Genomic DNA, 26,990 nt, shown 5'->3' on the forward strand with positions numbered 1-26,990 from the left:
CCGATAACCTCGTTAAAAATAAAGAAAAGTGTGAGTTCACAACAAAGTTCAAATGAAAACAAAAGACCTTTTCCGTTACCGGAAAAGGTCTGCTTGTTATGCGTAAGAATGCAACCCGGCGATTATTAAGTTTACAGCTACCAAGTTGAACATAATGATGACAAAACCAACTACGGCGAGCCACGCAGATTTCTCGCCTTGCCAGCCTTTGCCTAAACGCAAGTGCAAGTATGCTGCATAGAATAACCATGTGATCAGTGCCCATACTTCTTTCGGGTCCCAGCCCCAGAAGCGAGACCAAGCAATTTGTGCCCAAATCATCGCGAAAATTAATGCACCCAATGTAAATACAGGGAATCCAATAATAACAGCACGATAACCGATTTCGTCCATCAATTGCAAGTTTACGTTTTTAACAAAAGGCTTCAAAATAGCCGCAATGCGCTTTCTTGAAACTAAGCGAATCAACCAATAAAGAATAGTCCCAACTAAAATAGACCAAACAACTGTCGTTAACTTTCCAGCATGAACTATCGCAGGTGTTTCAACAAGTGGTGTCAGTGCATCTTCTGTTAACGCAACATATTCATTCATCCCAAAAATTGGAGGCATTGCATATGTGATTGCAGCTTCTGCACCTTCTTTATCTACATAAGTAAATTCGGCTTCATAGCCTGTCAGTGAGAAGAACGAGCTTGCTAATACAAAACCAGCAACTAGTACTAAAGAATACATGATCGCTTCTAACCAAAAACGTTGTTTAGATTTTTTCGTAGGATCTACAACTTTTAGTAAATAAATTAAACCAGCTGCAGCACTAATGGCCAGAATACCTTCTGCAATAACAACTGTACTGACATGGATTGCCAACCAGTTTGTTTGAAGAGCTGGAATAAGCGGACTAACTTCACTCGGGAACATGCTAGCAAAAGCGATGATCAACAAAGCCACAGGCAATACAATCATGCCGAGAACTGGCGTTTTGTATAAGAAATACAAAATAATAAATCCACCAACTAAAGTCATTCCAAAAGCAGTGGTAAATTCGAACATATTGCTAAGTGGTGCATGGCCAGTTGCTCCCCATCGCGTGAAGAAATAGCCAAGGTTTGCAGCAAAACCGACAAGGGTGATGATAATCGCAACATTGCCCCATCGTTTTTCTGACTTAAATGTTCCTTCTTTATTGCCTTTAACTGCTCCACCAAAAACAAATGTCGCAATTAGATAAGCGATAAAGGCTACGTATAATAAGTTTGAACTAATATCGGCTAATGTCATAACAATACTTCACCTTCCTTTTCCGCTTTTTCTTGTTTATCGATTTCATCTTGTTGATCTGTGTAGGCTGGTAATTCGGCATATTCAATAACTTTATCGAGATCTTTTTTCAAACCAAACCAGTTTTTACTGGTATGACCGGCTAATAAAATTGTGCCATCAGTTTTTTGTTGAATCCAGAATCTGCGGTGATTAAAATACATCCCTTGTGCTACACCAATCATAAAGATTAAACCACCAAGACCAAGAATCGGTAACGTGCTATCTTTACGAACCGTTAAACCTGAGACATCACGTGTATCAGCTTTTTGGAAGGTTAGTTTGAAATCATTTTCACCTAGAGGCTCAATCGTATTTTGAATTGTAATAAAACTCGTTTCTCCTTCTGGTGTTTCAGGAGTAAATAGTTTTACTAAAAAGCCAGGATTATTTGGTAACGGTGTGGCTGTTTGTGGTTCGCCTTCCTCAAATCCTGAAAAGTCTGGATAATAACCAAGTAATTCTACAGAAGAACCGCCTTCAAGTTCATATTTTTTGGCTGGATTGATTAAATCAATGGTCAATTCACCTAGTGATTCTTCTGTTTTTTTGTTGGTTAATGCAAAAGTCATGGCTTTTAGTTCATCTAAACGAAAATCCATTTGATAGATCGCATAGCCATCAAATTTCAGCGGCTGATTGACACGAATCGGAAATTCTTTCACAACTTCGCGTCCATCTTCTGCTCCTGGCAATGCGTCTTCTGTTTTCTGATACAAGACGATATCTGTTTGGTAGTTTTTAGCGACTGTCCCCACACGATCCAACGCTTCTCCAAAGATTTGTTCGCCACCTTCACCTGAATAATTTTCAAGTTCGAAGTTTTCACTTTCAAGGTAATAGCCTGGCACTTCTGGAATGGCTCTTGTTTCACCTTCACGAATCCAAAGACTTTCATCAATATAGAATCCAGGCATCATGCGCAACATTACACCAAACAAAAAGATGATAAGTCCGATGTGATTGACATAAGGCCCCCATCTAGCAAAGCGACCTTTTTCAGCCAATAATCCATTTTTGTCTGTACGAACTTTATACTTTAGTTCTGTTAATTTTTTTTCTGCTTTTTTCAACGTGTCTTCTGTTCCTGGCCCTTCAGCATAAATACGCTGTTTTTCCATAAAGCTTGGATGGCGAAGCACGCGTTGATTTTTCAGTGATTTATAAAGAGGTACAAACCGATCGAGACTGGCGATAATCAAGGAAATTGCTAACATTCCAACTAGAATGATAAACCAAAATGAACTGTATAAATCATGAAAGCCAAGTCCGTGATAAATTTTTCCAATGATGCCGTAAGTATCAGCGTAATAATCTTTAATCGTCGCTTCTGTATTTGCTGGAACAAAAGCTTGCTGAGGCAAGATGGTTCCGATTGCTGCAGCTACTAACAAAATAACGATAATACTAACGCCCACTTTAACACTCGAGAAAAAATTCCATACTTTATCAATGATGGATTTGTTATAAGTTTGAGAACGTCTAGCTGTTCCTTCGTAACGCATATCGACTAGTTTGCTATTTTGTTCTTTTTCAGTCAAAGACCGCCCGCATGACTCACAGAGTTTTGTGCCGGGCGGATTTGTGTGACCGCATTGGCATTGCAAGTTTTCCATTCAAAAAATCTCCTTAATCAGGTTTGATTTCTTCCATAAACCCTTCAATATCCTGTTCAGTCATTTCACCTGTAATAACACGTTGAATTTCACCTTCTGAATTGACCAGTATTGTCGTTGGCAATGGTCTTATATTATAAGCAGTCATTACACTTTTTGTTTTATCAATTACTATTGGAAAAGACAGTCCATATTGATCTGCAAAAGATTGAACTTCAAAATCCGACTGGGCGATGTTTACCGCAAGTACTTGAACACCTTCATCTGAAAAAGCTTGATATTGCCGATCCATAGCGGGCATTTCTTTTGCACACGGTTTACACCATGTTCCCCAAAAATTTAAAAAGACGCCTTGTCCTTTGTAATCTGATAACTTATGGCTATTGCCTTCTAAGTCGACCAATGAAAAATCAGGTGCCTTATCCCCAACTTCTAACACTGTCACATCTTTTGCTGTCGCGCTATTATAAACCGTATAGCCAATGGCAGCTATTAAAATTGCTAGGATGGTTGTTCTCATCAAAGCTCTTTTTCGTTTCTTGTTATTATTTTTTACTTTTGGCTGTTTGTCCAAATCTTTTCCTCCTTCGAGGTTTATTATGCAAGCCTAATTATATCAAAGTTTAAACAGTCATAAGTTTAGAGTTTTGAAGGGTTTGTGAACGTTAAGCAATTAAACGCGCTTGCCCGTTTCAGCTAGCACACGCAATAATTTTATTTCGTGGGCAGAAAGCTCACGCGATTCACCTGCATTTAATCCATGTAATGTTAAAAATGCAAATTGCTCACGGCTCAGTTTTTGAACGGGATACCCGATGGCTTCAAACATTCTTCTAACTTGACGATTTCTTCCTTCGTGAATCGTAATTTGAACAATCGCTTTCCCTGTCTTTTTATCGCCTGACAAAAGCTTTACTCTAGCAGGTGCTGTCATGCCATCTTCTAATTTGATGCCACGCTCTAACTTTCTTAAATCCTCTTTTTCTGGAATGCCTTTTAAACGCGCGACATACGTTTTATCAATTTCGAATTTTGGATGTGTCAACATGTTGGCGAATTCACCATCATTTGTCATGATTAACAAACCAGATGTATCGTAATCTAGGCGACCAACTGGATAAATTCGTTTATCTATACCTTCAAAAAAATCTGTTACAACTTTTCGGTTTTTATCATCAGAAACAGCTGAAATAACGCCGCGTGGTTTGTATAATAAGTGATAGACTTTCTGTTCTTTTTCAAGCTGAACGCCTTCTACTTCGATTTTATCGGAGTTTGTTACCTTTACTCCCAGTTCTTTAATTGTTTTTCCGTTAACTCTTACTTTTCCGTCCAAAATCAATTGCTCTGATTTACGTCTTGACGCTACGCCTGCATGCGCAAGTACTTTCTGTAATCTTTCCATAAATAAGTTCACCTCATTAGTATTTTTTCGAAAAGCGTACGCTCCTGAGTCTCAGGGGCTGCAGCTAGACAAATCGAAAAGCACAAGCGCCTATTTTCGGACATGCCCTGCTAAGTACTGCAAATGTATTACAATAACTTGATATGCCGTTCGTTCCTCTCGGAATTATGTCACATTTTTCTTGAAAGTGGAAGTACTTAGCTTAAAACAAAAGAAGACTGTCAATGGCGTAGCTTTCTAACAATCTTATACTTTTAGTTCTTCTTTAAAGGTTTGCTGAAAATTAGTCATAAATAAATCTGCATCTTCGTCTGAATCTGCCTTTTCTTCTTCTGGTAAGAAAGGAAGTTCATCTAAATTCTTCAACCCAAAATAGTTTAAAAATTCGTTTGTCGTTCCATATAATATCGCTCTACCTGTCCCTTCTACACGACCAAGTTCTTGAACTAGTCCTTTAGCTGATAGCGTTTGAAGAGCTTTCTCGCTTTTGACTCCGCGCATATCTTCCACTTCGATTCGTGTAATTGGCTGCTTGTAAGCGATGATCGCCAATACCTCCAAAGAAGCTTGCGACAAAGCCTGTACAGGCGGATTGTCTACTAGTTTTTGAATGATTTCAGCAACTTCTTGTTTTGTCACTAATTGAAAAATCCCAGCTAATTCTCTCAATTCAATTCCACTTATAGAAAAAGTATATCGTTCACTTAATTCGTTAATTGCTGATTGGAGTTCTTCTGTTTCGGATTCCGTTAAAAATTGTAGCTGCTTGAATGTTAACCCATCATCTCCGGCTACAAAAAGAAGTGCTTCTATTTTACTCGAAAGAGTCATCTTCATATTCCCACTTGTCCTTTCTGAGTTTTATCATTAAATCTGTAAAGTTCTTTTGTTGTTCTACCGCTATGACTTGACGTTTCATTAATTCTAGTATTGATAAAAATGATACTACTAAAACACTTTTATCGTTCGATGAAAATAAGTCACTAAACCAAATAGGATCTCTTGACAACCTCAACTGCTCAACAATACCTATCATTTGTTGCTTAATCGAAATTTCTTGTCTTGCAACACGCGCTGATAATGGTATTTTCAATTGCTTTCGACGAAGCATTTTTTGAAAAGCAGCAAGCATATCGTAAGCATTCGCATTAAGGTCAACATCTTCGAAAATCATTGTCGACTGCATTTCAGTTAAATTCATGGGTGTTTTTGTAAAAATTGCAGAACGATTTGTTTCTAGTTTTCTTAAACTATCAGAAGCTTTCTTAAATTTTCGATATTCCAACAGGCGTGATACCAATTCTTCTCGTGGGTCTTGTTCGTCGAATTCATATGCTACTTCTTCCAGTTCTCCTTCATGAACAGGTAAGAGCGTTTTACTCTTAATTGCTAATAAGGTCGCGGCCATTACGAGGTACTCACTTGCTTCGTTTAGCTCCAAGACTTGCATCGCTCGTATGTGTTCCATATACTGTGTAGTAATCTGAGAAACAGGAATATCGTAAATATCAATTTCCAAACGGTGGATTAAATGCAATAATAAATCAAGAGGACCTTCAAAAGCCTCTACTTTCACTTCGTATGACATACTTGTACCACCTGACTGTTAAAATACTCATTTATCCCGATTAATGGGCAATTATTCTTCATTATAATAGAAAGGAGATCAAAATGCATCCACTTCATCATCCACTGTTTATTCAGTATGTTGTTAATTTTAATTATGAAAAAGATTTTTTTGAATGCCATGAAGTCGGCGAAGATTACTGGAAATCTGTTGCACCTAAAGATAAAATGCATCCTTTAACCGGTTGGATCCAATTGGCTGTTGGAATGTACCATTGGCGAAGAAGCAATTATCAAGGTGCATTACGATCGTTTATACGTGCTAAAGTAAAACTCGCAGACGGTGGTATTTGGGTTGAGGGAGTTGACCATGAGAAACTTATTAGTATGTTGAGCGATTCGATTAAAGCTGTCACAGAACGTCAACCTTTTTGGAATCAAGATATCCCGATTACCAATGAACAACTGAAATCGGCAATCAAGTGCTACCGTTCTGAAAATCCACCAACACAACAAGACGCTTATTTTCTCATGCACAAACACAGACTTCGTGATCGATCTTCGATTATTAGTTTACGTGAACAAAAAAAAAGGCGGAACCTTTAACTAAAGGTCGCCTTTTTTTAATGGACACTTTCTTAGAAACGCTGCTGTTTCTTCTGTTGCAATCATTTCTCGATCCTGCATAATTTGCTGAATTTTAACAATCATTTCATGACCTATACCTTCACCACGATGCGACGGATTTACAGATATGTGATGGATTGTATAAGATGTCACGTCTACTTTGATTCCTAGCAAGCCTACAAAATCATCTTCTTTTTTCCACAAAAAAAGTTGCCAATCTGGATTTTCTTCATAAATATGCATGGTTTGCTGAAGTTTTTTTAACTCTCGTTCTCTTGGCATGAACGACATTAACCCCATAGCTATTTTTTCGAATGATTTCTTATATCTATACAACATAGTTAAATCCCTCATTTTCGTCTAAAAGCGGCTTTTACCATACTACTATAAATCGATTAATAACTCAAGAGAGCCTTTTTTAACCGTTAATGACATTTTCTGCAAAGAAAACCCAATAAACAATTCCCCACGCTACCGCCATTGCTAAAATGAACAACAGCAGCATTATATTTGCTTTTTTCATTTTTTAACAGCCTTTCGTGAATAGGGTAAATCTTGCTTGACTAAATCTTCATTGGTTTCACGTTTCACAACTAGCTGAGGCACACCATCTTCAACAAAAATAACTGCTGGTCGTGCAATTCGGTTATAGTTGCTGGCCATTGAATAGCCGTATGCTCCTGTACAGAAAACACTTAATAAGTCGCCAGCTTCAACAGCAGTTAATTCTGCGTGTTCAATCAGCTTATCGCCAGACTCACAGCATTTGCCAGCAATTGTGTATTGTTCAGTCACTTCAGCATTTGCTTTATTGGCAACAAGCGAACTATATTTAGCACCATACAGGGCTGGTCGAATATTATCCGACATGCCTCCATCAACGGCTGCATACTTTTTCGTATCTGGAATTTCTTTTATTGATCCAATAGTATAAAGCGTCGTGCCGGCGTCGCCTATTAACGAGCGACCTGGTTCAATCCAAATTTCAGGAATGGGATATCCGGAAATTTTTGTTGCTTGTTTGACGGTTTCAATCATTTGCTCAACATAAACCGCAGGCTCAAGCGGTTTGTCTTCTCTTGTATAACGAATACCAAATCCACCACCAAGATTTAGTACTGTGCATACATATCCGACTTCTTTTTTCCATCCAGCCATTTTTTGTATAAGTTTTTCAGCAGCTAGTTGAAATGCACCAGTATCGAAAATTTGTGAACCAATATGACAGTGCAGACCCATTACTTTTAAATAATCATGGGTATATGTTTGTTGAAATGCGCGATCTGCTTGACCATTTTTCAAATCAAAGCCAAATTTAGAATCTTCTTGACCCGTCGTAATGTAATCGTGTGTGTGAGCTTCAATACCAGGAGTTACTCGCAATAGAATATTCATTGGTTGTTCTAGTTGCTCAGCAAGTTTCTTTACTAACTCAATTTCATGAAAATTATCTACAACAATACAGCCAATTCCTACTTCGAACGCCATCTGCAACTCTTCTATACTTTTGTTGTTGCCATGAAAATGGATTTTTTCAACAGGAAATCCTGCTTGAACAGCCGTATAAAGTTCTCCAGCCGAAACCACATCTAATGACAAGTTTTCTTCTGCTGCGACTTGATAAATAGCAACAGTTGAAAAAGCTTTACTTGCATAAGCAACTTGGTAGCCAATTTCAGCTTGTTCGAACGTTTGCTGAAAAGCTTTCGCACGTTCTCGAAACAATTGGATATCGTAAACAAAAAGAGGTGTCCCGTATGTTTTAGCTAGCTCTACTGAGTCAGCTCCTCCAATGATCAAATGACCTTGTTCATTAATCGTTTGTGTACCGTATAAATACATTTGAAAACCTCCTGGTAGTAACTAGATATGAAAAATCTTGCTGAGCAATTACCCAGCAAGATTTTTTGTTAATCGATGATCAAAGCTGAAATCAGCTTGATTTTTTCCACCGGTTTACTTGTATATTCAATACTATTATATATCATTTTAGAACATTCTGCGAGGTCTTCTGTATTAGAATAAATCGTTGCAATCGACTCATCAGCTTTTACAAAATCTCCAACTTTCTTGTGAAGAACAATACCTACTGCTAAATCAATAATCGATTCTTTTGTCGCTCTACCAGCACCCAGCACCATCGCAGCTGTGCCAATTTCATCTGCTTCTAAAAATGAAACATAGCCTTCTTCTTTAGAAAGGACTTCTGTCACAAATTTAGCTTGTGGCAATAATGTGACGTCATCCACCACGTCTGGATTGCCACCTTGGTCCGCTATGAATTGCTTAAAAACTTCTAATGCTTGACCATTTTCAATCACCTTTTCTAACATTGTCCGCGCTTCTTCTAACGTTTCTGCTTTACCTCCAACAACAACCATTTGACTACCAAGCACCATGCATAATTCTGTTAAGTCTTCCGGTCCTTTGCCTTGTAAAGTTTCGATTGCTTCTTTAACTTCTAATGCGTTGCCAATCGCAAATCCGAGCGGTTGGCTCATATCTGAAATAATCGCCATTGTTTTTCTGCCTGTTGCATTGCCAATTCCAACCATTGCATGTGCTAATTCTTTAGCATCTTCTGGGGTTTTCATAAATGCGCCTTCACCTGTTTTAACATCTAAAACGATAGCATCTGCTCCTGCTGCAATTTTCTTACTCATAATTGAGCTAGCAATTAACGGAATGCTGTTCACGGTACCCGTTACATCGCGTAAGGCATACAATTTTTTATCTGCAGGTGTCAAGTTACCACTTTGACCAATTACTGCTAATTTGTGATCATTAACTTGTTTGATAAATTTTTCTGTTGAAAGTTCAACATGAAAGCCATCAATTGCTTCTAATTTATCAATAGTTCCGCCTGTATGCCCCAGTCCACGTCCACTCATTTTTGCAACAGGGACACCACAAGCCGCAACCAACGGTCCTAGAACTAAAGTTGTTGTGTCACCTACGCCACCTGTAGAATGCTTATCCACTTTGATACCATCAATTGCTGACAAATCGATTTGGTCACCTGATTCAGCCATAGCTAAAGTCAAATCTGCGCGTTCTCGTTCTGTCATATTTTGAAAATAAATAGCCATCAAAAACGCACTCATTTGATAATCAGCAATATCACCATTTGTATAATTAGTGATTGCAAAATTTATTTCTTCTGTTGTTAACTCATGCCCATCTCTTTTCTTTTCAATCAAATCTACCATTCTCATGAATACTACCACCTTCTCAGTTTAATTTTTAGAAGCTGAACTTGCTTATCAAGATGGCAGCCTATTCGTTTATACGAGATAAAAAGCTCTTGCCGAACTTAGGCATAGTTACTGAAAAATTCTCAGCAATTGTCGCACCGATATCCGCAAATGTTGTACCTGTTTCTAACTCTCCACCCTTAGCAAAACGCGGTGAATAAGCTAAAAGCGGAACGTATTCACGCGTATGATCAGTTCCAGGAAATGTTGGATCATTGCCGTGATCCGCTGTCAGAATCAATAAATCATCTTGTTGCATTTTTTCCATCACTTCCAGCAAACGAACATCAAATGCTTCTAACGCCTCGCCATAACCCTGTGGATTTCTACGATGACCGTAAAGTGCATCAAAGTCCACTAAATTTAAGAAGCTTAGTCCATGAAAATCTCCTTCAATGACTTTGATCAGTTTGTCCATGCCATCCATATTGTCTTTCGTGCGAATTGCTTTTGTCACGCCTTCACCGTTATAAATATCGTCAATTTTGCCAATCGCAATAACTTCTTTACCACCATCTTTTAATTCGTTCATTACAGTACGACCAAATGGTGCTAAAGCATAGTCATGACGGTTTGATGTACGCTTGAATGCACCTGGTTCTCCGAGGAATGGACGTGCAATCACACGGCCTACTAAATATTCAGGCTCTAACGTCAATTCACGAGCGATTTCACAGATGCGATACAGCTCTTCTAACGGAACTATTTCTTCGTGCGCTGCGATTTGTAAAACAGGATCTGCGGATGTGTACACGATAATTGCGCCTGTCTCCATGTGTTGTTGGCCAAGTTCTTCTAATATTTCAGTCCCACTTGCAGGTTTGTTTCCTAAAACCTTACGGCCAGTTTTTTCTTCAAGTTGCTTAATAAGCTCTTCTGGAAAACCATCCGGATAAACTTTAAATGGTGTATCGTTGTTTAAACCCATAATTTCCCAATGACCTGTCATTGTATCTTTTCCTACAGACGCTTCTTGCAATTTACCATGAAAAGCAGTTGGTGCTTCTGTGCTTGCCAATCCTTTTACTGGAACAATATTTGCAAGTCCTAATTTTTCCATATTCGGCATGTTTAATCCGCCAACTGTTTCTGCAATATGTCCAAGTGTATCTGAACCTGTATCTCCATAATCTTTAGCATCGGGAGCTTCACCAATTCCTACTGAATCTAATACTACTAAATGAATACGGTTAAATGATTTAATTGTCATAAAAAATTCCTCCTTCATCTTATTTTCATTTTACCACATATATTGTTCTTGTCGGAAGTCAGACTTATTTCAAGCACGTGGATGAAATTGAGAATATACATCTTTTAATCGTGTTTTGCTGACATGAGTATATATTTGCGTTGTCGAAATATCAGCATGCCCAAGCATTTCTTGAACCGCTCGTATATCAGCACCATTTTCTAGTAAATGTGTTGCAAATGAATGCCGGAGCGTATGAGGTGTCAATTCTTTTTGTATACCCGCTTTTTGAGCATGTTGTTTCAATAATTTCCAAAACCCTTGTCGCGTCAGTCTTTTTCCACGTTGGTTGATAAATAGAGCATCTGTTTTTTCACTACTCGTTACTAAATCCATGCGTCCTTTTTCTAAGTAAGTTTGACACGATTTTAATGCTGATTGCCCTAATGGAATAATGCGTTCTTTTCCACCTTTCCCTATACAGCGGACAAACCCCATTGTTAAATGGACATCTTCTATATCTAAGTTGATGCATTCGCTTACTCGCATTCCACTGGCATATAGCAGTTCTAGCATCGCTTGGTCACGTAGTCCATTAGCTTTGTTTGTGGCCGGTGCTTTAATAAGTACATCCACTTCTTCAACCGAAAGGATATTGGGTAATTTTTTATCCATTTGCGGCATTTCTAAATGGACAGTCGGATCGGTCTCAACAATTCGTTCACGGATAAGAAATTGATGAAAAGATCGTATTGATGAGATATGACGTGCAATGGTTCGCGATGTTTTTGTGGTCTCTTTTAAATGACGCAAATGATTTAATATGTGTACCCGTTCTACTTTCTTTAAGGACTCTAATTGTTCAACTTCTTTTAAATAATGGAGATAGACACTCAAATCTCTTTTATAAGAAGTTAATGTATTATCCGCAAGCTGTCTTTCAACACGTAGAAAATGCACATAATCGTCGAGTGCATCTTTTCCAAAATTCATAAGTCTACCTCCTTATATTTTAGATTAAGACATTCTGTTAAGAATCCATTTTTTCCATACAAAAAGGACGACCTGTATGGGCCGTCCTTTGGCATCAGTTATTCTGATGGATTTTGAGAACTGCTGTCGTTGCAGCGCCAGCAGATGCCATGGAATGTAAGACGGTGGTCTTTAATTTGGAAATTCCAACGTTTCTCTACTATGTTTTCCACATCTTCCAAAAGATCTTCCTGTATTTCATCTACTGCTCCGCATTCCAGACAAACGAGGTGATGATGGAAATGAGCTGCTCCCTCTTGACGTAGATCATAACGCGACACACCATCACCAAAATTTATTTTGTCGACAATTTTCAATTCTGTTAAAAGTTCTAATGTCCGATATACAGTCGCCAATCCGATTTCCGGTGCAATGTCTTTTACTAAAAGATAGACGTCTTCTGCACTTAAATGGTCTTCTTCATGGTCCAATAAAATCCGAACAGTTGCTTCACGCTGTGGCGTCAATTTATAACTCGCAGCGTGCAGTTGTTTTTTAATCCGGTCAATTCTGGTTTCCATGCGACGCCCTCCCTCAAACTATCTTTATTATATCAAAAGGGAGTTCTCAATTACAACAATACTATCCATTCTTTATTTATAATCGTTACAAAGTAATAATCGTTTCAATTCTCAATTGATAATTGATGTTTGATCCATAGAATGGCAAATGCTGTTTTAGCATCATAAATTCTCTCGTCTTTAACCATTTGTTCTGCTTCTGCAAGAGTGACTTCCATAAGTTCCACAAACTCATCAGCGTCTAAGACGGCACCATTGGTTGCTTTGCTTAACCCTTCTGCAGCGAATAAATGAACCACTTCATCGGCAAATCCAGGGGATGTAGCAAACGTTTGGATTTTAGTTAGTTTTTCTGCTGTGTATCCTGTTTCTTCTTCTAGTTCACGCATTGCTGTCGTTTCTGGCGCTTCACCAGGTTCTAATTTACCAGCTGGAATTTCAATAAGCGAGCGTTCTAACGCTTTACGGTATTGTTCGACTAAAATGATTTTGTTATCAGGGGTAATCGCAATTATGGCAACCGCTCCTGGATGCTCAATCAGTTCGCGTTTTGACATGCCACCATTTGGAAGCGATACATCATCAATTTTCAAATTAATGACTTTTCCTTCATACAAGCGATTAGACTGGATTGTTTTTTCTTCAAATTTTTTCATTTAAATCCTCTTTTCATTTGTGGTTTATCTGACAAAGAGTATACCATAATAGATACGATAGACTAAATGAGGTGGAAAGATGAAGAAAATTTTATTGGGTACGAGCGGTATGAAAGTAAGTGAAATCGGATTTGGTTGTATGTCTTTACCAACTGATGTTAACGAAGCAGAGCTTATTGTCAACACAGCAATTTCACAAGGTATTAATTATTTCGACACAGCAGACTTATATGATAAAGGAGCAAATGAAGAAGTTGTCGGAAAAGCTTTACAACAGCACCGAAAAGAAGTTGTTCTTGCCACTAAAGTAGGAAATGAGTGGAACCCAGAAACAGACAAAATACAATGGAATCCAAGCAAGACTTATATTAAAAAACAAATTCACGCAAGCTTGAAAAGACTGCAAACTGATTATATCGACTTATATCAATTGCATGGCGGCACAATCGACGATAATGCAGAAGAAACGATTGAAGCTTTCGATGATTTGAAAAAAGAAGGATTGATTCGCGCGTATGGAATTTCATCGATTCGCCCAAACGTCATCAATCGTTTTTTGAAAAATAGCGATATCTCTTCTATTATGATGCAATATAGTTTATTGGATCGTCGACCAGAAGAATGGCTAGACTCGATTCACCAAGCGGAGAAATCTGTCGTTACACGTGGTTCACTCGCAAAAGGTTTACTGACAGGTGAAGGTCTCGAACGCGCAGAAAACATGGACGGTTACTTAACTTATGATGCACTTGAACTAAAAACTACGTTACAAAAATTAATGTCAGTCCATGATAATTTGCATGCATTGGCACTGCAAAGTGTCTTACAACATCAAACCATCAGCTCTATTGTAGTAGGTGCCAGTTCTGCAGAGCAGATCAAATCAACTATAGACGCTTATGAAACACCTGTTTCAACTGAACAAATCAACGAAGCCAAAACAATAACCCGACAAGCGGCTTACCAAGAGCACAGAAAATAATTAAAACCCAGCAACTATTCCGCTGCTAAACGGATTGTTGCTGGGTTTACTTATAAAGAGATAACGAAGCCATATCGACAATACGAATGGTCTTTTGGTTTACTTGCTGTATCCATCCTTCATCTTCAAACTTTGCTAGCTTTCGGCTGATCGTTTCTGGCGTAGTTCCAAGAAACGATGCGAGATCTTTACGTGACATGGGCAATTGAATTTCTTGATTTTGTTCTAGCTCTGTTTGTTGAATCAAGTAAAGGGCAATTCTTGTTTCCGTGTCTTCTGTTGCAAAACTAGTCATTTGATGTTCGGTCTGATCTAATCTTATTGAAAACTCTTTGAGAATTTTTAATGATATTTGAGGATATTTCAAGAATAACGCGCGAATGTCTTTACTGCTTATCATGCACAAAGCAGTCGTTTCCATTGCTTCTGTATATGAGTCATGAACATCATCGGTAAAAAGAGCCAACTCGCCTGTAAAATCACCGGGATAGAGAATACGAATAACTTGTTCTTTTCCTGTTTCGGTTAAACGGTAAGTTTTTAATTGACCTTTGTGAATGATGTACAAAGAATCAGATTTTTCTCCGGCGCGGTATAGAATTTCATCTTTTGACAGATTTCTGTGTTGTGTTACATTGTCAATTTCTTTTAGTTCGTTCTGTTCCAGATGATTAAAAATCGGAACGATGGAAACACATAAATGCTTATGTGCTGAAAATGAGTCTTCTGCTCCATTAGCCCCCACAATTTACCTCCTATATAGAACATTCTTTTCTTTACTATACCCTATACTTAGCCTCCTATATAGGACATACCAATTTTCTTGCGATTTTTCGCCGTTGCTTCAGTTCGTTCATCTGAATAACGATCACGTCTCCCGTTCCAAACTGCACCAATGGCTTCTAGAAGTTGCGTATCGGTCCAATCATTTCGAAGAAGTTCTCGAACATCAAATCCTTCTGTAGCAAAAAGACAAGTATAGAATTTTCCGTCTGAAGATAGCCTGGATCTTGTACATGATGAACAAAATGATTCTGAAACAGAAGTGATAAAGCCTACTTGAGCATCGCTATCTTGGTAACGATAGCGTTTTGCTACTTCTCCAAAATAATCCTTGTCAACCGGTGTTAATGTGTAAACAGTTTTTAATTTTTCCAGTATTTCTTTTTTAGTCACAACTTTTTTAAAACTCCAATTATTATCGTTACCTACATCCATAAATTCAATAAACCGTAGCGTAATATCTCGTTCTTTAAAGTAAGCAGCCATTGGAAGAATTTCAACGTCGTTAACATGTTTTTGTACAACCATATTCACTTTAATACTAAAGCCAAGTGCTTTTGCGTAGTCAATTTGTTCTAAGATATGTTCTGAACTGACTCCTCTTCCATTTAACTTGCCGAACAATTCAGGGTCGAGTGCATCTAAACTAATATTCAACCTTCTTAATCCTGCGTCGTACAAGGCTTGACCGTGTTTTTTAAGAAGAACTCCGTTCGTAGTCAATCCGACGTCTTCTACGCCTTTGACTGAAAAAATTAGTTTAATTAATTCCGGTAATCCTTTACGTAATAAGGGCTCTCCACCAGTTAACCGAATTTTTTTAACACCCATTGAAACAAACAATTCAGTGAGTCGATGAATTTCCTCGAATGTCAGAAGTTCTTGTTTCGGTAAAAAAGCGTAATCATCGCCGAAAACTTCTTTCGGCATACAGTAAGAGCACCGGAAATTGCATCGATCTGTAACAGAAATACGCAAATCTCTCATTGGCCGTCCTAACTGATCCGTCAATGCTTGTTTTATCATCAATGAATCCACCTTTCTGGCAACTTTTTTTATCGATCGACCGCTACATTGATGCTTAGTAAGTTAATTAGGCAATAATTCGGGAACGGTTATTTTTTTCTCGTATTCAGAAGTAATGTCTGTGAACGTTCCGACATAACGAACAACTTCTCCTGTATCATCTTTTACTGCACTGATATTTAACCACTGTAAATATTCTTCTCCATTTTTACGCAAATTCCAAATTTCCCCTTGCCATACGCCATTCCGTTCAATTTCCTGCCACATATCTCTGTAAAAATTCTTGGACTGTCTTCCAGACTTCATAATACTTGGATTTTGTCCAATAACGTCTCTTTCTTCATAACCGGTTAATTTAGTAAAGGCAGGATTAACTGTTCTGATATTTCCCGAAGTATCGGTCACTAAGATTCCTTGTCCTGTTGAGTTAAATACTTCAACTGCTAGCAGTAAACGATCTTGATAATACATCCAAACAACTAGCACCAAACTGGCGAGAGCTACTTGAGATAACAACATAAAACCAATCGAGTATTGCCCAGTGATAGAAAAAATTACGGATAACATGATGGGTGGAAAAAATCCTCCAAGCCCGCCCATCATCGAAACAATTCCATTTGCAATGCCTGCTTGTTTATTGAAATAAAACGGAACCAGTTTAAAAATAACACCATTTCCAATACCTGCACTTACAGCAATTGCTAAACTGCCAATTGTGTAAAGCCCAATAGTTGGCGAGAAAGCCAAAACAATCGCTGCTATCGTGTAGATGAAAAACGTACCCATCAATAACAACAGTGGCTGTAATTTATCCGCAAGCCAGCCGCCTATGGGCCGAAGAAAAGTGGCAAGTGCGATAAAACCAGCCGTACGCATACCAGCATCCACTTTTTCTAGTTCAAAATTGCTGACTAAAAAATTAGGCAAGTAAATTGTGAATGCCACAAACGAGCCAAATGTGATGAAATAAAATAGCGAAAAAAACCAAAGTTTCTCATTTTTATAGACACTTTTAATTTGTTCAATAATAGGAGTTTTCACTTTTGGTTCGTGACGATCGCCTAAAAAGAAATTTAAAGCTGCAAAAAGTAACAGTAAGATCAAGTAAACTTTGACAGTCGCGGACCAACCAATTTGCGTTGCGATTAATGGAGCAGCAAATGTAGAGATAGCGGTTCCGATATTCCCTGCACCATAAATCCCATTAACAAATCCATGTTTTTCTTTTGGATAGTATTTGGGCAAAGACGTAACCCCTACAGAAAATACAGCTCCCCCGATCCCTAGAAACAATCCACTAATAATAAGATCCGAAAAACTTGAAGCTTCGCTTAAATAAAAGACCGGAAACAATAACAAAACAAAACTGACTAAAAATATAATTCGTGCTCCAAAGACATTTGCATAATAACCTAATGGAATTCGTAAAATAGAGCCTAAAACAACTGGAACAGCTGTAACTATCGCTAGTCGCTCTGGTGCAATAGCAATATCCTCGCGAATAAAAGGAATAAGAGAAGATATTATTACCCACACCATAAAGCCGACTACCAAGTTCATCGTTTGAAGGGGCAACTGCAGTTTCTTAATCATCAAAATCACCTTTTCCATTAAAATTTTAGTTATAACTTCCGCATTCATTTCCTACTTACATTGTATCTTGAGAGTGTATCTATTTTAATAAGGGAGTGCCCTTCAGCTGGCAAGGGAAACCCTTAAAATAAAAAAAGCTACTTCTAAAGGAAGCAGCTAGATCTATTTAAGTAATAAGGGTATTCATTTTTTTGTATAACTCATCTTGATCAACGGCTTTCATTGCTTTTTCAGCCATTGGAAACAATACCGTTTCTTCTTTCATAAAATGAACTGTTAACACTTCAAATGCTTCTGCAGCATCTTGAGCAACTGCTTTCATTTGCTCCAATGTTAACAGGTCAATGTTGTCGCGTGTATGATGGAAAAAATGACCAATGTATGCGTCTATTTCTTGATGTTCTTCTTGTATACCGACTAATGGCCCTTGTTCAAACCCAATATAATTTCCGAGCGCTGGAAAAAAGAATTCCTCTTCTTTATCCGTGTGATTTTTAAAAGGCTCAACAAATTCAAAAAGCTTTTGCCTCAAATTCTTCATGTTTTCACGGCCTTTTTCAAGACTCAAGTTTGTATTTTCGAACGACAAAACAAGCGCATGCCAATCGTTCATTAAAAAACTTAAATACGCATGTTCATTTTCCAATAACCTCATACCAGGTTCTTTAAAGCGAAGCTCAGGTTTTTCTGCCATTAAATGATCAACTCCTAGCTATTCGTCAAAAATTTAATAATTTTTTCTTTAGTACATATTCGACTAATTCAGGTCTGCTCTTTAACTGTAACTTCTCCATAATTTTGGCTTTATGCGCTTCTACTGTTTTCACAGAAATAAAAAGTTTTTGAGCAATTTCTTTATTTCCGTATCCTTTTGCAACTAAAGGAAGCACTTCAATTTCCCGTTTAGACAATAATTCGAAAGGATCAGACTCTTTTACTTTATGATCTTTGTTTACTAATTCGCGAACTAAAGACGTAGCCATTTTCGGATGAATATAAGTTCCTCCACTATAAATAACTCGAATTGCTTGAAGTAATTCTTCATCGGGTGCACTTTTTAGCATATAACCAGAAGCACCATTTTTTAATACATGGAATAGATATTCTTCGTCGTCATGCATCGTTAAAATCAGAATTTTGGTTTCAGGAAAGTCTTCTTTGATTTTTCCAGTTGCTACTAATCCACTTTCTCCTGGTGGCATGCTCAAATCTAACAATAATACATCCGGTTGGTGTTTAGCTACCATTTGATAAGCTTCGATTCCATCTGCTGCCATCGCAATAACTTCCATGTCTTCTTGGAAATTAAGGATCATTGAAAATCCACTTCTAACAATGGCATGGTCATCGGCTATGACGATTTTCATTTCGCCACCTCCCGCTTTTCATTTAAAGGTACACGTAAGTTTACTGTTGTTCCTTTCGAAATTTCAGAATTAATGGTTAAATTACCTTGCACCAACTCAGCGCGTTCATTCATACCAAACAAACCAAGACCCGTACCGATAGGATTGGATCCCAGTTTGAATCCAACTCCTCCATCTTTCACAACTAAACGTAAAGTATTTACTTCTTCAAACAATAGAACTTCAACAACTTCAACTTGCGCATATTTTATGGCATTGAAAATCGCTTCTTGACAGACTCTGTATAGAACCGTTTCCACTTCGTTTTCATAACGTGTTTTTTTAATGGTCGACACAAAGTTTACCGTTAAACCAAAACTTTCTTCTAGTCGTTTAAAATGAGAGCGAAAAGCTGCTTCTAAACCGAAATCATCAAGCGCAGAAGGCCGCAATTCAACCGATAAATTCCGAATGTCATCCATCAAGCGAAGCAAAGTTGACATGCTTTCACTTGTTTTCTTTAACACATCTTCATCTTTGGTCATGTACTTTAAAGCACGCAAATCAACAACCGCACTTAATAGTTCTTGAGCCACACTGTCATGCAACTCTCTTGAAATTCTTTTCCGTTCGTTTTCTTGTGCTTTAATAACATTTTTCATCATTGTATTTTGTTGAAGTTTGTTTTGCGTTTCAAATTTAATGGATAAATCTCTTAAAATAAATACCCTTGTTCCTTTTTCAGGATCGATGACATGGAATGTTGCAGAATACGGTATAGTCCCTTTTCCTACGGTCTCTAAAAATACTTGAAAAGAAGAAAAATCTGAATGATTAAAGCTAGTGAAGTAACAATCCTCACAAGTCATCAGTTTACTTTCATTCGTGTACCCTCTGCAGACCATACACAGAGCATCTTCTGCTCCTTTTTTCAATTGCTCTAACGCTTGAACATCCATAATTTTTTCTGCCGCCGGATTCATTGATATGGTTTTACCTTCACTTGAAAAAAACAAAATGGCTTCTGAACTGTTTGCATACATTTTTAGCATCAGGTCAACTAATTGATCTTTTTCATTAGAAATCAACTCCACATCAATTCCTTTCCATCCAACGTGCCTATATCAGATTTAGACATGCTAATCAACATGTCCAATCTTTCTGGTGTCATCAAATGAGGTTCTCGAAATCCAGCTAAGAGAACCCCTACCACTCTTCCGCTATGCCATAAAGGCGTAGCGCCTATACTCAAAATTTTTTCTAATTTCAAAATTGGATAATTGAACAAATCATTTTTTACAGTGAATTCTTCCACATCTGCCATCAGTAATGGTTTACCGTTTTTAAATACGCCTCCCGCAATTCCTTTTCCTGATTGCAAAACTACTTTCTTGATGCGTTCACTTATAGTACCTGAAGTATACTGCCATTTTAATACATGCATATTTTCCGCCGATTCGACTAAAGCCAGCGCAATAATATCACAATGAAGAGCTTCTCTTATTTTTTCAATCTGCACTTGATAATCTTTGTTGGTATTCATACTTTGGTCTCCTATGAAACTAAAAGAGAATTTCTTTTAGTTTGTTGGTTTATGTCTTCTATATAGGATATAACTTCTGCCTACATAATTCAACGGAACACTCCATACATGTACGAGACGTGAAAATGGCCAAAACGCAAATATCGCAAAGCCTGTTAATACATGAATTTTGAAAGACAATGGCACACTTGCCATAATAGCTGGGTTGGCGTTAAATAAAAACAAATCGCGGAACCAAACAGATATTGTCATTCTATAATCAAATTCAGGTTGTACAATATTTGTCACTAAAGTTGCATACATACCGACAAAAACAATAAATAATAACAGAGCGTTAACTGCTAAATCAGAGAAAGAACTCAACTTCCGAACGCTTGAGATCGTGAATCGACGAAAGGTTAGAATAAACATGCCAATCAATGTCATAAAACCGAAAATCCCTCCGATATAAATGGCACCAATGTGGTAAAGATGAGGACTAACCCCCATCGCATTCATCCATGAAATCGGAATAACTAATCCCCCAATATGACCAAAAATAACTGGGATGATGCCCATATGAAACAAAAGACTTCCCATCATTAACTGTTTTTTTTCAATAAATTCACTGGACTTAGCTGTCCAGTGAAATTTATCAATGCCATATCGGTAAAGATGACCAAAGATGAAAATGGCTATACAAAGATAAGGAAAGACCACCCAAATAAACTTATCTAGCGTTTCCATCTGCAGGCACCTCCTGCTCGATACATATCTTAAAGGTCTCACGTAGTCCTTTAACAAGATGGAAATAAGGACTGTTTTTTTTCTCTAATGATTTTAACAAATGATAGGTTCCGTCTTCTAATACAGCAATTAAAATATGAAAAGTTTGTGGTGCACGAGGATCTCCTATCCATTCTGCTGCATATAGAAATTCACAAATTAGCGGCAAAAAATCCGATAGCTCTGAATCTGGCATTTCAAGACCGAACATTTCATACGAAACTTTTAATTTTGCTAGCATCTGTCCACGTTCTTTGGCATCTTCAAATTTAAAATACGTCATAAACAAGGTACTATCTTTGTCAAAATCGAAAATATCTGTATACATTTCTTGAATTTGATCCAAACTCATGTCATGCATTAAGTTCCAATATCGCCAAGCATGTTCATATGCCGGATGATCCACATCAAACGATTCCTCGATTTGCGACGGGTGAAAATCGAGTTTTTCAGGATAGGTCAAGTGATGCGCAATAAAACCGAATGACTGCTTGTATCGATAGAGTTTTTCTAAATTAATCACGCCATATACCTCCGTAGAAATTTTCTTCGTAAATTTCTTTCCCCGTCTTCGTAGCAGTGCCGGTCGGACTTGAAGTTGCAGGGCCACAACTATCACAAGAACCACCAGAATCAGTTCCCCATCCTCCCATACCTTCAGTATCATAGCCTTCCATTCCTTGAGCACGATATGGATTTACGCGACCTTCGCGATGTGTGGTTGGAATAACAAAACGATCTTCGTATTTCGCAATTGCCAGTAACCGATACATTTTTTCTGTTTGGTGTGCCGTCATGCCAATTCGTTCTAAGCGACTTTCATCAAAATCTTTCCCTGTTGTTTTAGCACGCATGTAAGAACGCATCATTGCCATACGTTGTAATGATTTTTTCACTGTTTCCGTGTCGCCAGCTGTCAGCATATTTGCCAAATACTGAATAGGTGTCCGCATTTCTTCAATTGCAGGAAAAATCATATCTGGATTTTTAATCGAATCTTTTCCTTCAAAATAATTCATGATTGGACTAAGTGGTGGGACATACCAAACCATTGGTAGTGTTCGATATTCTGGGTGAAGTGGAAAAGCCAATTGATGTTCAATCGCGAGTTTGTATACAGGCGAATTTTGGGCTGCTTCGATCCAATCTTCTGAAATGCCATCTTTTCGTGCCAAAGCGATCATTTCTGGATCGAACGGATCGATAAACAAATCACATTGCGCTTTGTACAAATCTTTTTCATCCGGTGTAGAAGCCACTTCTAAAACACGATCTGCATCATATAGAAGAACTCCCAAATAACGAATGCGTCCTGTGCATGTTTCCGAACACACTGTAGGCAATCCTGACTCAATGCGTGGGAAACAGAATGTACATTTTTCAGCTTTATTGGTTTGCCAGTTAAAGTATACTTTTTTGTATGGACAACCTGTCATACAATAGCGCCAGCCTCGACAAGCTTCTTGGTCGACTAACACAATGCCATCTTCTTCACGCTTATAAATGGCACCAGAAGGACAACTTGCTACACAGCTTGGATTTAAACAATGTTCACAAAGCCTTGGCAAGTAAACCATAAAGGCTTTATCAAAATTGAATTTAATTTCCTCTTCTATTTTCTGGATGTTTGGATCGAGTGGTCCTGTAATGTGTGCTCCTGCTAGATCATCTTCCCAGTTTGGACCCCAATCAAGGTCCATTTTTTTCCCTGTGATAACTGAATGCGCACGTGCCACTGGTGAATGTTCTAATTCACCAGCATTGGTCAAGTGCTCATAATTATAGGTCCAAGGCTCATAATAATCTTTCATTTCTGGCATGTCCGGGTTGTAAAAGATTTTTCCCAATGCGACTTTCGATAACTTATTGCCTGATTTTAACTCTAATTTCCCTTTGCGAAGTTGCCAGCCGCCTTTGTACAGTTCTTGGTCTTCCCAGCGTTTCGGATACCCAATGCCCGGTTTTGTCTCTACGTTGTTAAACCACATATATTCGGCACCTTTACGGTTGGTCCAAGTGGTTTTGCAAGTGACACTACAGGTATGACAACCGATACATTTATCTAAATTCATCACCATCGCTACTTGTGCTTTAATCTTCAAGCCAGTCAACCTCCTTCATTTTTCGGACTGCAACGTATTCATCACGCTGATTGCCAATGGGTCCATAATAGTTGAAACCATAGCTAAGTTGAGCGTATCCTCCAACCATTTGAGTCGGCTTCATGTGAATGCGTGTTGGCGCATTGTGACTGCCGCCTCGTGTGTCTGTAATTTCAGAGCCAGGTACTTGAATATGCTTGTCTTGTGCGTGGTACATGAACATTGTGCCTCTTGGCATGCGATGACTGACAACAGCACGAGCCGTAACTACACCGTTTCGGTTGTAAACTTCGAGCCAGGCATTGTCATCGATATCGTGTGCTTTTGCATCTTCGTTATTGATCCAAACAGTCGGACCTCCACGGAATAATGTCAGCATGTGTTGATTGTCTTGGTAAGTAGAGTGGATATTCCATTTTCCATGAGGTGTTAAGTAACGCAAGACAAGTGAATCTACGCCACCTTTTATTTTTTTATCATTTTTTCCAAAAACCATTGGCGGTAAGGTTGGTTTATAGATTGGCAATGCCTCTCCGTATTGTTGGAAAATTTCATGATCGATATAAAAATGCTGTCTGCCTGTCAACGTCCGGAAAGGCACTAGCCGTTCAATATTGGTTGTAAATGGCGAATAACGTCTGCCCATTTTGTTTGATCCACTAAATACGGGTGTTGGAATAACTTCACGTGGTTGAACCGTAATGCTTTGGAAAGTAATTTTCTCTGCTGCACGGTCTGCAGAAATGTCTCTCAGTTCGACACCTGTATCTTTTTCAGCTTCAATATACGCTTTTTGTGATACTCGTCCATTTGTTGCTGAAGATAGATTTAACATAGCATCTGCCACTTGGCGAGCTGTTTGAATTTTTGGTAAGCCGTTTTTAATTGAGTCATCGAAATGAGTCCCATTAATATGTTTCAATTCTTCATATTCTTCTGCTACAGAAAAACTAACACCGTGTGCACCCGTTTTACCAATAGATAAATTAGGCCCAAGCGTAATGTATTTATCGTAAATCTTAGTAAAGTCTCGTTCTACGATACTGAAGTTAGGCATTGTTTTTCCTGGTATCGCTTCGATTTCTCCTTTAGCCCAATCTTTCACAACTCCCATAGGCTGTGAAATTTCACTGATTGAGTCATGTGCAAGAGGCGTAATCACGACATCTTTGTATACACCAGGTAAATGCGTTCCTGCCATTTCTGAGAACTTTTCAGCTAATTTCGCGTAAATATCCCAATCAGAACGAGATTCCCAAAGTGGATTTACTGCAGGATTAAATGGATGAACAAATGGGTGCATATCTGTTGAAGATAGATCCGTTTTTTCATACCAAGTAGCTGCTGGTAAGACAATATCAGCATAAAGTGGTGTTGATGTCATACGAAAATCAAGTGCTACCATCAAATCCAATTTGCCTTCCACATCTTCTCTCCATACAATTTCTTCTGGCTTTTCAGTAACGTTCGGTTCAGCCAACAAGCCATCTGATGCACCTAAAAGATGCTTCATGAAATATTCTTGGCCTTTAGCAGAACTTGAAATCAAGTTTGAACGCCAAATAAATAATGTTCTCGGGAAATTTTCGGGTGCTCCTGGATCTTCTATTGCAAATTTTGTTTTACGTGATGTTACTTGTTCAACCGCATAATCAATAATCTCTTTATTTGTTTTAGCACCTTTTTCAGCAGCTTCTTCTGCGAACAGCAAGCTGTTTTTGTCGAACTGTGGATAAGAAGGGAGCCATCCCAATCTTGCAGCTAACACGTTATAATCTGCTGGATGCTGATATGCAACATTTTCAGCAAGTGGAGATGTTAAGGCATCCGTGCCACTTTCTTCATATCTCCACTGTTCTGTCGCAAAGTAAAAGAAAGAAGTGGCATTTTGCAATCTTGCTGGTCCTTGCCAGTCTTTCGCAAAAGCAATGGATGACCAACCTTCAATTGGACGACATTTTTCTTGTCCAACGTAATGAGCCCAACCTCCACCATTGACACCTTGAGACGCTGTCAAAATAACTAAGTTCAAAATCGCACGATAAATCGTATCACTATTGAACCAGTGGTTGATTCCCGCGCCCATAATAATCATGGAGCGCCCACCTGTATCAAGTGAATTTTGAGCAAATTCACGCGCAATTTGTGTCACGATTGATGCTTTAACGGAAGTAACTTTTTCTTGCCAAGCCGGTGTATAATGAGATGTTTCGTCATCGTACCCTTTTGCGTTATATTCACTATCAATACGAATAATTCCGTATTGACTTAACATCAAATCATAAACAGTTGCTGCGTAACGCTCTGTGCCATCTGCTAACTGGACTTTTCTTGTTGGAATGACACGTTTGAAAACACCATTTCCTTGGTTATCAAAATACGGAAAAACAATTTCTTTCCACTCTTCTTGATGTCCTTCGACACTCATTGCAGGTTCTACTTTTGAACCGTCTTCATTTTCAAGAATCAAATTCCATTTTTTATCTTCTTCCCAACGCTGTCCCATCGTTCCATTTGGCACAATCAATTTGTTAGCAGCTTCGTCAAAGATGACAGGTTTCCACTCTGCATGTTGCGACGTGTCGCCTAAATCACTAGCACGTAAAAAGCGTCCACCTTTTAACGAATCTTCGTGTGGATCTAATAGGATCATAAAAGGCATATCTGTAAATTGTTTTGCATAATTAATAAACATTGGTTCTTGACGTTGTTGATAAAATTCATCTAAAATAACATGCGTCATTGCTTGTGCTAACGCAGCATCCGTTCCAGGGTGAGGAGCTAGCCAGTTGTCTGCAAATTTTACGTTTTCCGCATAATCAGGTGCAACCGATACAACTTTCGTTCCTTTATAGCGAACTTCTGTCATAAAATGCGCATCCGGTGTTCTGGTCATTGGTACGTTTGAACCCCACATCATTAAATAACCTGCGTTATACCAATCTGATGATTCTGGAACATCTGTTTGTTCTCCCCAAATTTGTGGAGAGGCTGGTGGAAGATCCGCATACCAATCGTAAAAGCTCAACATTTCTCCACCTAAAAGTGAGATAAAGCGTGCTCCTGAAGCATAGCTAACCATAGACATTGCAGGAATCGGTGTAAATCCAGCGACACGATCTGGTCCATATTTTTGAATCGTATATATTAGTTGTGCTGCGATTAATTCCAGTGCATCATCCCAGTTAACACGGATATGACCCCCTTTTCCGCGTGCAGATTTGTAAAACGTAGCTTTTTCAGGGTCTTCTACAATACTTGCCCAAGCTTCTACTGGATTTGAGTGACTTGCACGAGCTGCTTTCCACAGCCTCCAAAGTCTTCCGCGCATATAAGGGTATTTAACACGCAATGGACTGTATTCATACCAAGAAAACGTAGCGCCTCTCGGACAACCACGTGGTTCAAATTCAGGCATATCAGGTCCACAAGATGGATAATCGATTTGCTGGTTTTCCCAAGTAATAATTCCATTTTTCACAAATACTTTCCAACTACATGATCCAGTACAGTTTACGCCGTGCGTTGTGCGTACCACTTTATCGTGTGACCATCTTTGACGGTACATGTTTTCCCAATCTCGGCTTTTTTCCTCCAAGATCGACCAACTGCCCGAATAACTTTCTACTGGTTTAAAGAAATTTAATCCGAATTTTTTCTTCAT

General features: G+C 38.3%; 26 protein-coding genes. 2 read left to right on the forward strand and 24 right to left on the reverse strand.

Annotated features, from left to right (window positions below):
• Positions 1 to 96: 96 nt before the first annotated feature.
• From ccsB to I858_RS10310, 6 genes are all read right to left on the reverse strand, one after another.
• Positions 97 to 1,281, reverse strand: coding sequence for a c-type cytochrome biogenesis protein CcsB (gene ccsB, locus I858_RS10285; protein ID WP_049693188.1), 1,185 nt, complete (start codon positions 1,279 to 1,281; stop codon positions 97 to 99).
• Positions 1,278 to 2,936 (reverse strand): cytochrome c biogenesis ResB family protein, encoded by a 1,659-nt coding sequence (locus I858_RS10290; RefSeq protein ID WP_049693189.1) that lies wholly within the window; start codon positions 2,934 to 2,936, stop codon positions 1,278 to 1,280. Before I858_RS10290 ends, ccsB begins: the two co-directional genes overlap by 4 nt.
• A 13-nt stretch (positions 2,937 to 2,949) precedes the next feature.
• The gene (gene resA, locus I858_RS10295; protein ID WP_049693190.1) at positions 2,950 to 3,510 is read right to left on the reverse strand and encodes a thiol-disulfide oxidoreductase ResA; all 561 of its coding nucleotides are present in this window, start codon (positions 3,508 to 3,510) and stop codon (positions 2,950 to 2,952) included.
• A 99-nt stretch (positions 3,511 to 3,609) separates the two neighbouring features.
• Positions 3,610 to 4,341, reverse strand: coding sequence for a pseudouridine synthase (locus tag I858_RS10300; protein ID WP_049693191.1), 732 nt, complete (start codon positions 4,339 to 4,341; stop codon positions 3,610 to 3,612).
• 246 nt (positions 4,342 to 4,587) lie between these two features.
• Complete coding sequence (gene scpB, locus I858_RS10305) at positions 4,588 to 5,178, reverse strand: SMC-Scp complex subunit ScpB (protein ID WP_049693192.1); 591 nt, start codon at positions 5,176 to 5,178, stop codon at positions 4,588 to 4,590.
• The gene (locus I858_RS10310) at positions 5,156 to 5,929 is read right to left on the reverse strand and encodes a segregation/condensation protein A (protein WP_049693193.1); all 774 of its coding nucleotides are present in this window, start codon (positions 5,927 to 5,929) and stop codon (positions 5,156 to 5,158) included. The genes scpB and I858_RS10310 overlap by 23 nt, the downstream gene beginning before the upstream one ends.
• An 83-nt stretch (positions 5,930 to 6,012) precedes the next feature.
• On the opposite strand from I858_RS10310, the gene I858_RS10315 reads away from it, so the two are divergent.
• Positions 6,013 to 6,513 carry a DUF309 domain-containing protein gene (locus I858_RS10315; RefSeq protein ID WP_049693194.1) on the forward strand — a complete coding sequence of 167 codons (501 nt, stop codon included), beginning with the start codon at positions 6,013 to 6,015 and terminating at the stop codon, positions 6,511 to 6,513.
• On the opposite strand, the gene I858_RS10320 is transcribed toward I858_RS10315, so the two are convergent.
• The 7 genes from I858_RS10320 to I858_RS10350 all read right to left on the reverse strand — a co-directional run bounded on the left by I858_RS10320 (position 6,514) and on the right by I858_RS10350 (position 13,186).
• Positions 6,514 to 6,873 (reverse strand): GNAT family N-acetyltransferase, encoded by a 360-nt coding sequence (locus I858_RS10320; RefSeq protein WP_049693195.1) that lies wholly within the window; start codon positions 6,871 to 6,873, stop codon positions 6,514 to 6,516.
• A gap of 180 nt (positions 6,874 to 7,053) precedes the next feature.
• Positions 7,054 to 8,376: a diaminopimelate decarboxylase gene (lysA, locus tag I858_RS10325; protein WP_049693196.1), complete on the reverse strand. Its 1,323-nt coding sequence runs from the start codon at positions 8,374 to 8,376 to the stop codon at positions 7,054 to 7,056.
• Positions 8,377 to 8,444: 68 nt separating this feature from the next.
• Positions 8,445 to 9,749, reverse strand: a complete 1,305-nt coding sequence (locus I858_RS10330) for a pyrimidine-nucleoside phosphorylase (RefSeq protein ID WP_049693197.1) — start codon at positions 9,747 to 9,749, stop codon at positions 8,445 to 8,447.
• 61 nt (positions 9,750 to 9,810) lie between these two features.
• On the reverse strand, positions 9,811 to 10,998 hold the full coding sequence (gene deoB / locus I858_RS10335) for a phosphopentomutase (protein WP_049693198.1): 1,188 nt from the start codon (positions 10,996 to 10,998) through the stop codon (positions 9,811 to 9,813).
• Positions 10,999 to 11,067: 69 nt separating this feature from the next.
• Positions 11,068 to 11,970 (reverse strand): site-specific tyrosine recombinase XerD, encoded by a 903-nt coding sequence (gene xerD, locus I858_RS10340; RefSeq protein ID WP_049693199.1) that lies wholly within the window; start codon positions 11,968 to 11,970, stop codon positions 11,068 to 11,070.
• Positions 11,971 to 12,068: 98 nt separating this feature from the next.
• Positions 12,069 to 12,530, reverse strand: coding sequence for a ferric iron uptake transcriptional regulator (gene fur, locus I858_RS10345; protein ID WP_049693200.1), 462 nt, complete (start codon positions 12,528 to 12,530; stop codon positions 12,069 to 12,071).
• Positions 12,531 to 12,634: 104 nt separating this feature from the next.
• Positions 12,635 to 13,186 carry an NUDIX domain-containing protein gene (locus I858_RS10350; protein ID WP_049693201.1) on the reverse strand — a complete coding sequence of 184 codons (552 nt, stop codon included), beginning with the start codon at positions 13,184 to 13,186 and terminating at the stop codon, positions 12,635 to 12,637.
• A gap of 79 nt (positions 13,187 to 13,265) precedes the next feature.
• On the opposite strand from I858_RS10350, the gene I858_RS10355 reads away from it, so the two are divergent.
• Positions 13,266 to 14,168 carry an aldo/keto reductase gene (locus I858_RS10355; protein WP_049693202.1) on the forward strand — a complete coding sequence of 301 codons (903 nt, stop codon included), beginning with the start codon at positions 13,266 to 13,268 and terminating at the stop codon, positions 14,166 to 14,168.
• A 46-nt stretch (positions 14,169 to 14,214) separates the two neighbouring features.
• Here the strand turns inward: I858_RS10355 and I858_RS10360 are convergent, their stop codons facing one another.
• The 11 genes from I858_RS10360 to I858_RS10410 all read right to left on the reverse strand — a co-directional run bounded on the left by I858_RS10360 (position 14,215) and on the right by I858_RS10410 (position 26,990).
• Complete coding sequence (locus I858_RS10360; protein WP_053221266.1) at positions 14,215 to 14,913, reverse strand: Crp/Fnr family transcriptional regulator; 699 nt, start codon at positions 14,911 to 14,913, stop codon at positions 14,215 to 14,217.
• A gap of 47 nt (positions 14,914 to 14,960) precedes the next feature.
• The gene (gene moaA / locus I858_RS10365; protein WP_049693204.1) at positions 14,961 to 15,977 is read right to left on the reverse strand and encodes a GTP 3',8-cyclase MoaA; all 1,017 of its coding nucleotides are present in this window, start codon (positions 15,975 to 15,977) and stop codon (positions 14,961 to 14,963) included.
• Positions 15,978 to 16,040: 63 nt separating this feature from the next.
• Positions 16,041 to 17,570, reverse strand: a complete 1,530-nt coding sequence (locus I858_RS10370; RefSeq protein ID WP_049693205.1) for a nitrate/nitrite transporter — start codon at positions 17,568 to 17,570, stop codon at positions 16,041 to 16,043.
• A 166-nt stretch (positions 17,571 to 17,736) separates the two neighbouring features.
• Positions 17,737 to 18,264 (reverse strand): hemerythrin domain-containing protein, encoded by a 528-nt coding sequence (locus tag I858_RS10375; protein WP_049693206.1) that lies wholly within the window; start codon positions 18,262 to 18,264, stop codon positions 17,737 to 17,739.
• 25 nt (positions 18,265 to 18,289) lie between these two features.
• On the reverse strand, positions 18,290 to 18,937 hold the full coding sequence (locus I858_RS10380; protein ID WP_049693207.1) for a response regulator transcription factor: 648 nt from the start codon (positions 18,935 to 18,937) through the stop codon (positions 18,290 to 18,292).
• Positions 18,934 to 19,968, reverse strand: coding sequence for a sensor histidine kinase (locus I858_RS10385; RefSeq protein WP_049693461.1), 1,035 nt, complete (start codon positions 19,966 to 19,968; stop codon positions 18,934 to 18,936). The genes I858_RS10380 and I858_RS10385 overlap by 4 nt, the downstream gene beginning before the upstream one ends.
• Positions 19,969 to 20,000: 32 nt before the next feature.
• On the reverse strand, positions 20,001 to 20,459 hold the full coding sequence (locus I858_RS10390; RefSeq protein WP_049693208.1) for a GAF domain-containing protein: 459 nt from the start codon (positions 20,457 to 20,459) through the stop codon (positions 20,001 to 20,003).
• A gap of 36 nt (positions 20,460 to 20,495) precedes the next feature.
• Positions 20,496 to 21,185: a respiratory nitrate reductase subunit gamma gene (gene narI, locus I858_RS10395; protein ID WP_049693209.1), complete on the reverse strand. Its 690-nt coding sequence runs from the start codon at positions 21,183 to 21,185 to the stop codon at positions 20,496 to 20,498.
• Positions 21,169 to 21,747 (reverse strand): nitrate reductase molybdenum cofactor assembly chaperone, encoded by a 579-nt coding sequence (gene narJ, locus I858_RS10400; RefSeq protein ID WP_049693210.1) that lies wholly within the window; start codon positions 21,745 to 21,747, stop codon positions 21,169 to 21,171. The genes narI and narJ overlap by 17 nt, the downstream gene beginning before the upstream one ends.
• The gene (gene narH / locus I858_RS10405) at positions 21,740 to 23,326 is read right to left on the reverse strand and encodes a nitrate reductase subunit beta (RefSeq protein WP_049693211.1); all 1,587 of its coding nucleotides are present in this window, start codon (positions 23,324 to 23,326) and stop codon (positions 21,740 to 21,742) included. The genes narJ and narH overlap by 8 nt, the downstream gene beginning before the upstream one ends.
• Positions 23,316 to 26,990: a nitrate reductase subunit alpha gene (locus I858_RS10410; protein ID WP_049693212.1), complete on the reverse strand. Its 3,675-nt coding sequence runs from the start codon at positions 26,988 to 26,990 to the stop codon at positions 23,316 to 23,318. The genes narH and I858_RS10410 overlap by 11 nt, the downstream gene beginning before the upstream one ends.

The sequence above is a fragment of the Planococcus versutus genome (genome assembly GCF_001186155.3).
GTDB lineage: Bacteria > Bacillota > Bacilli > Bacillales_A > Planococcaceae > Planococcus > Planococcus versutus.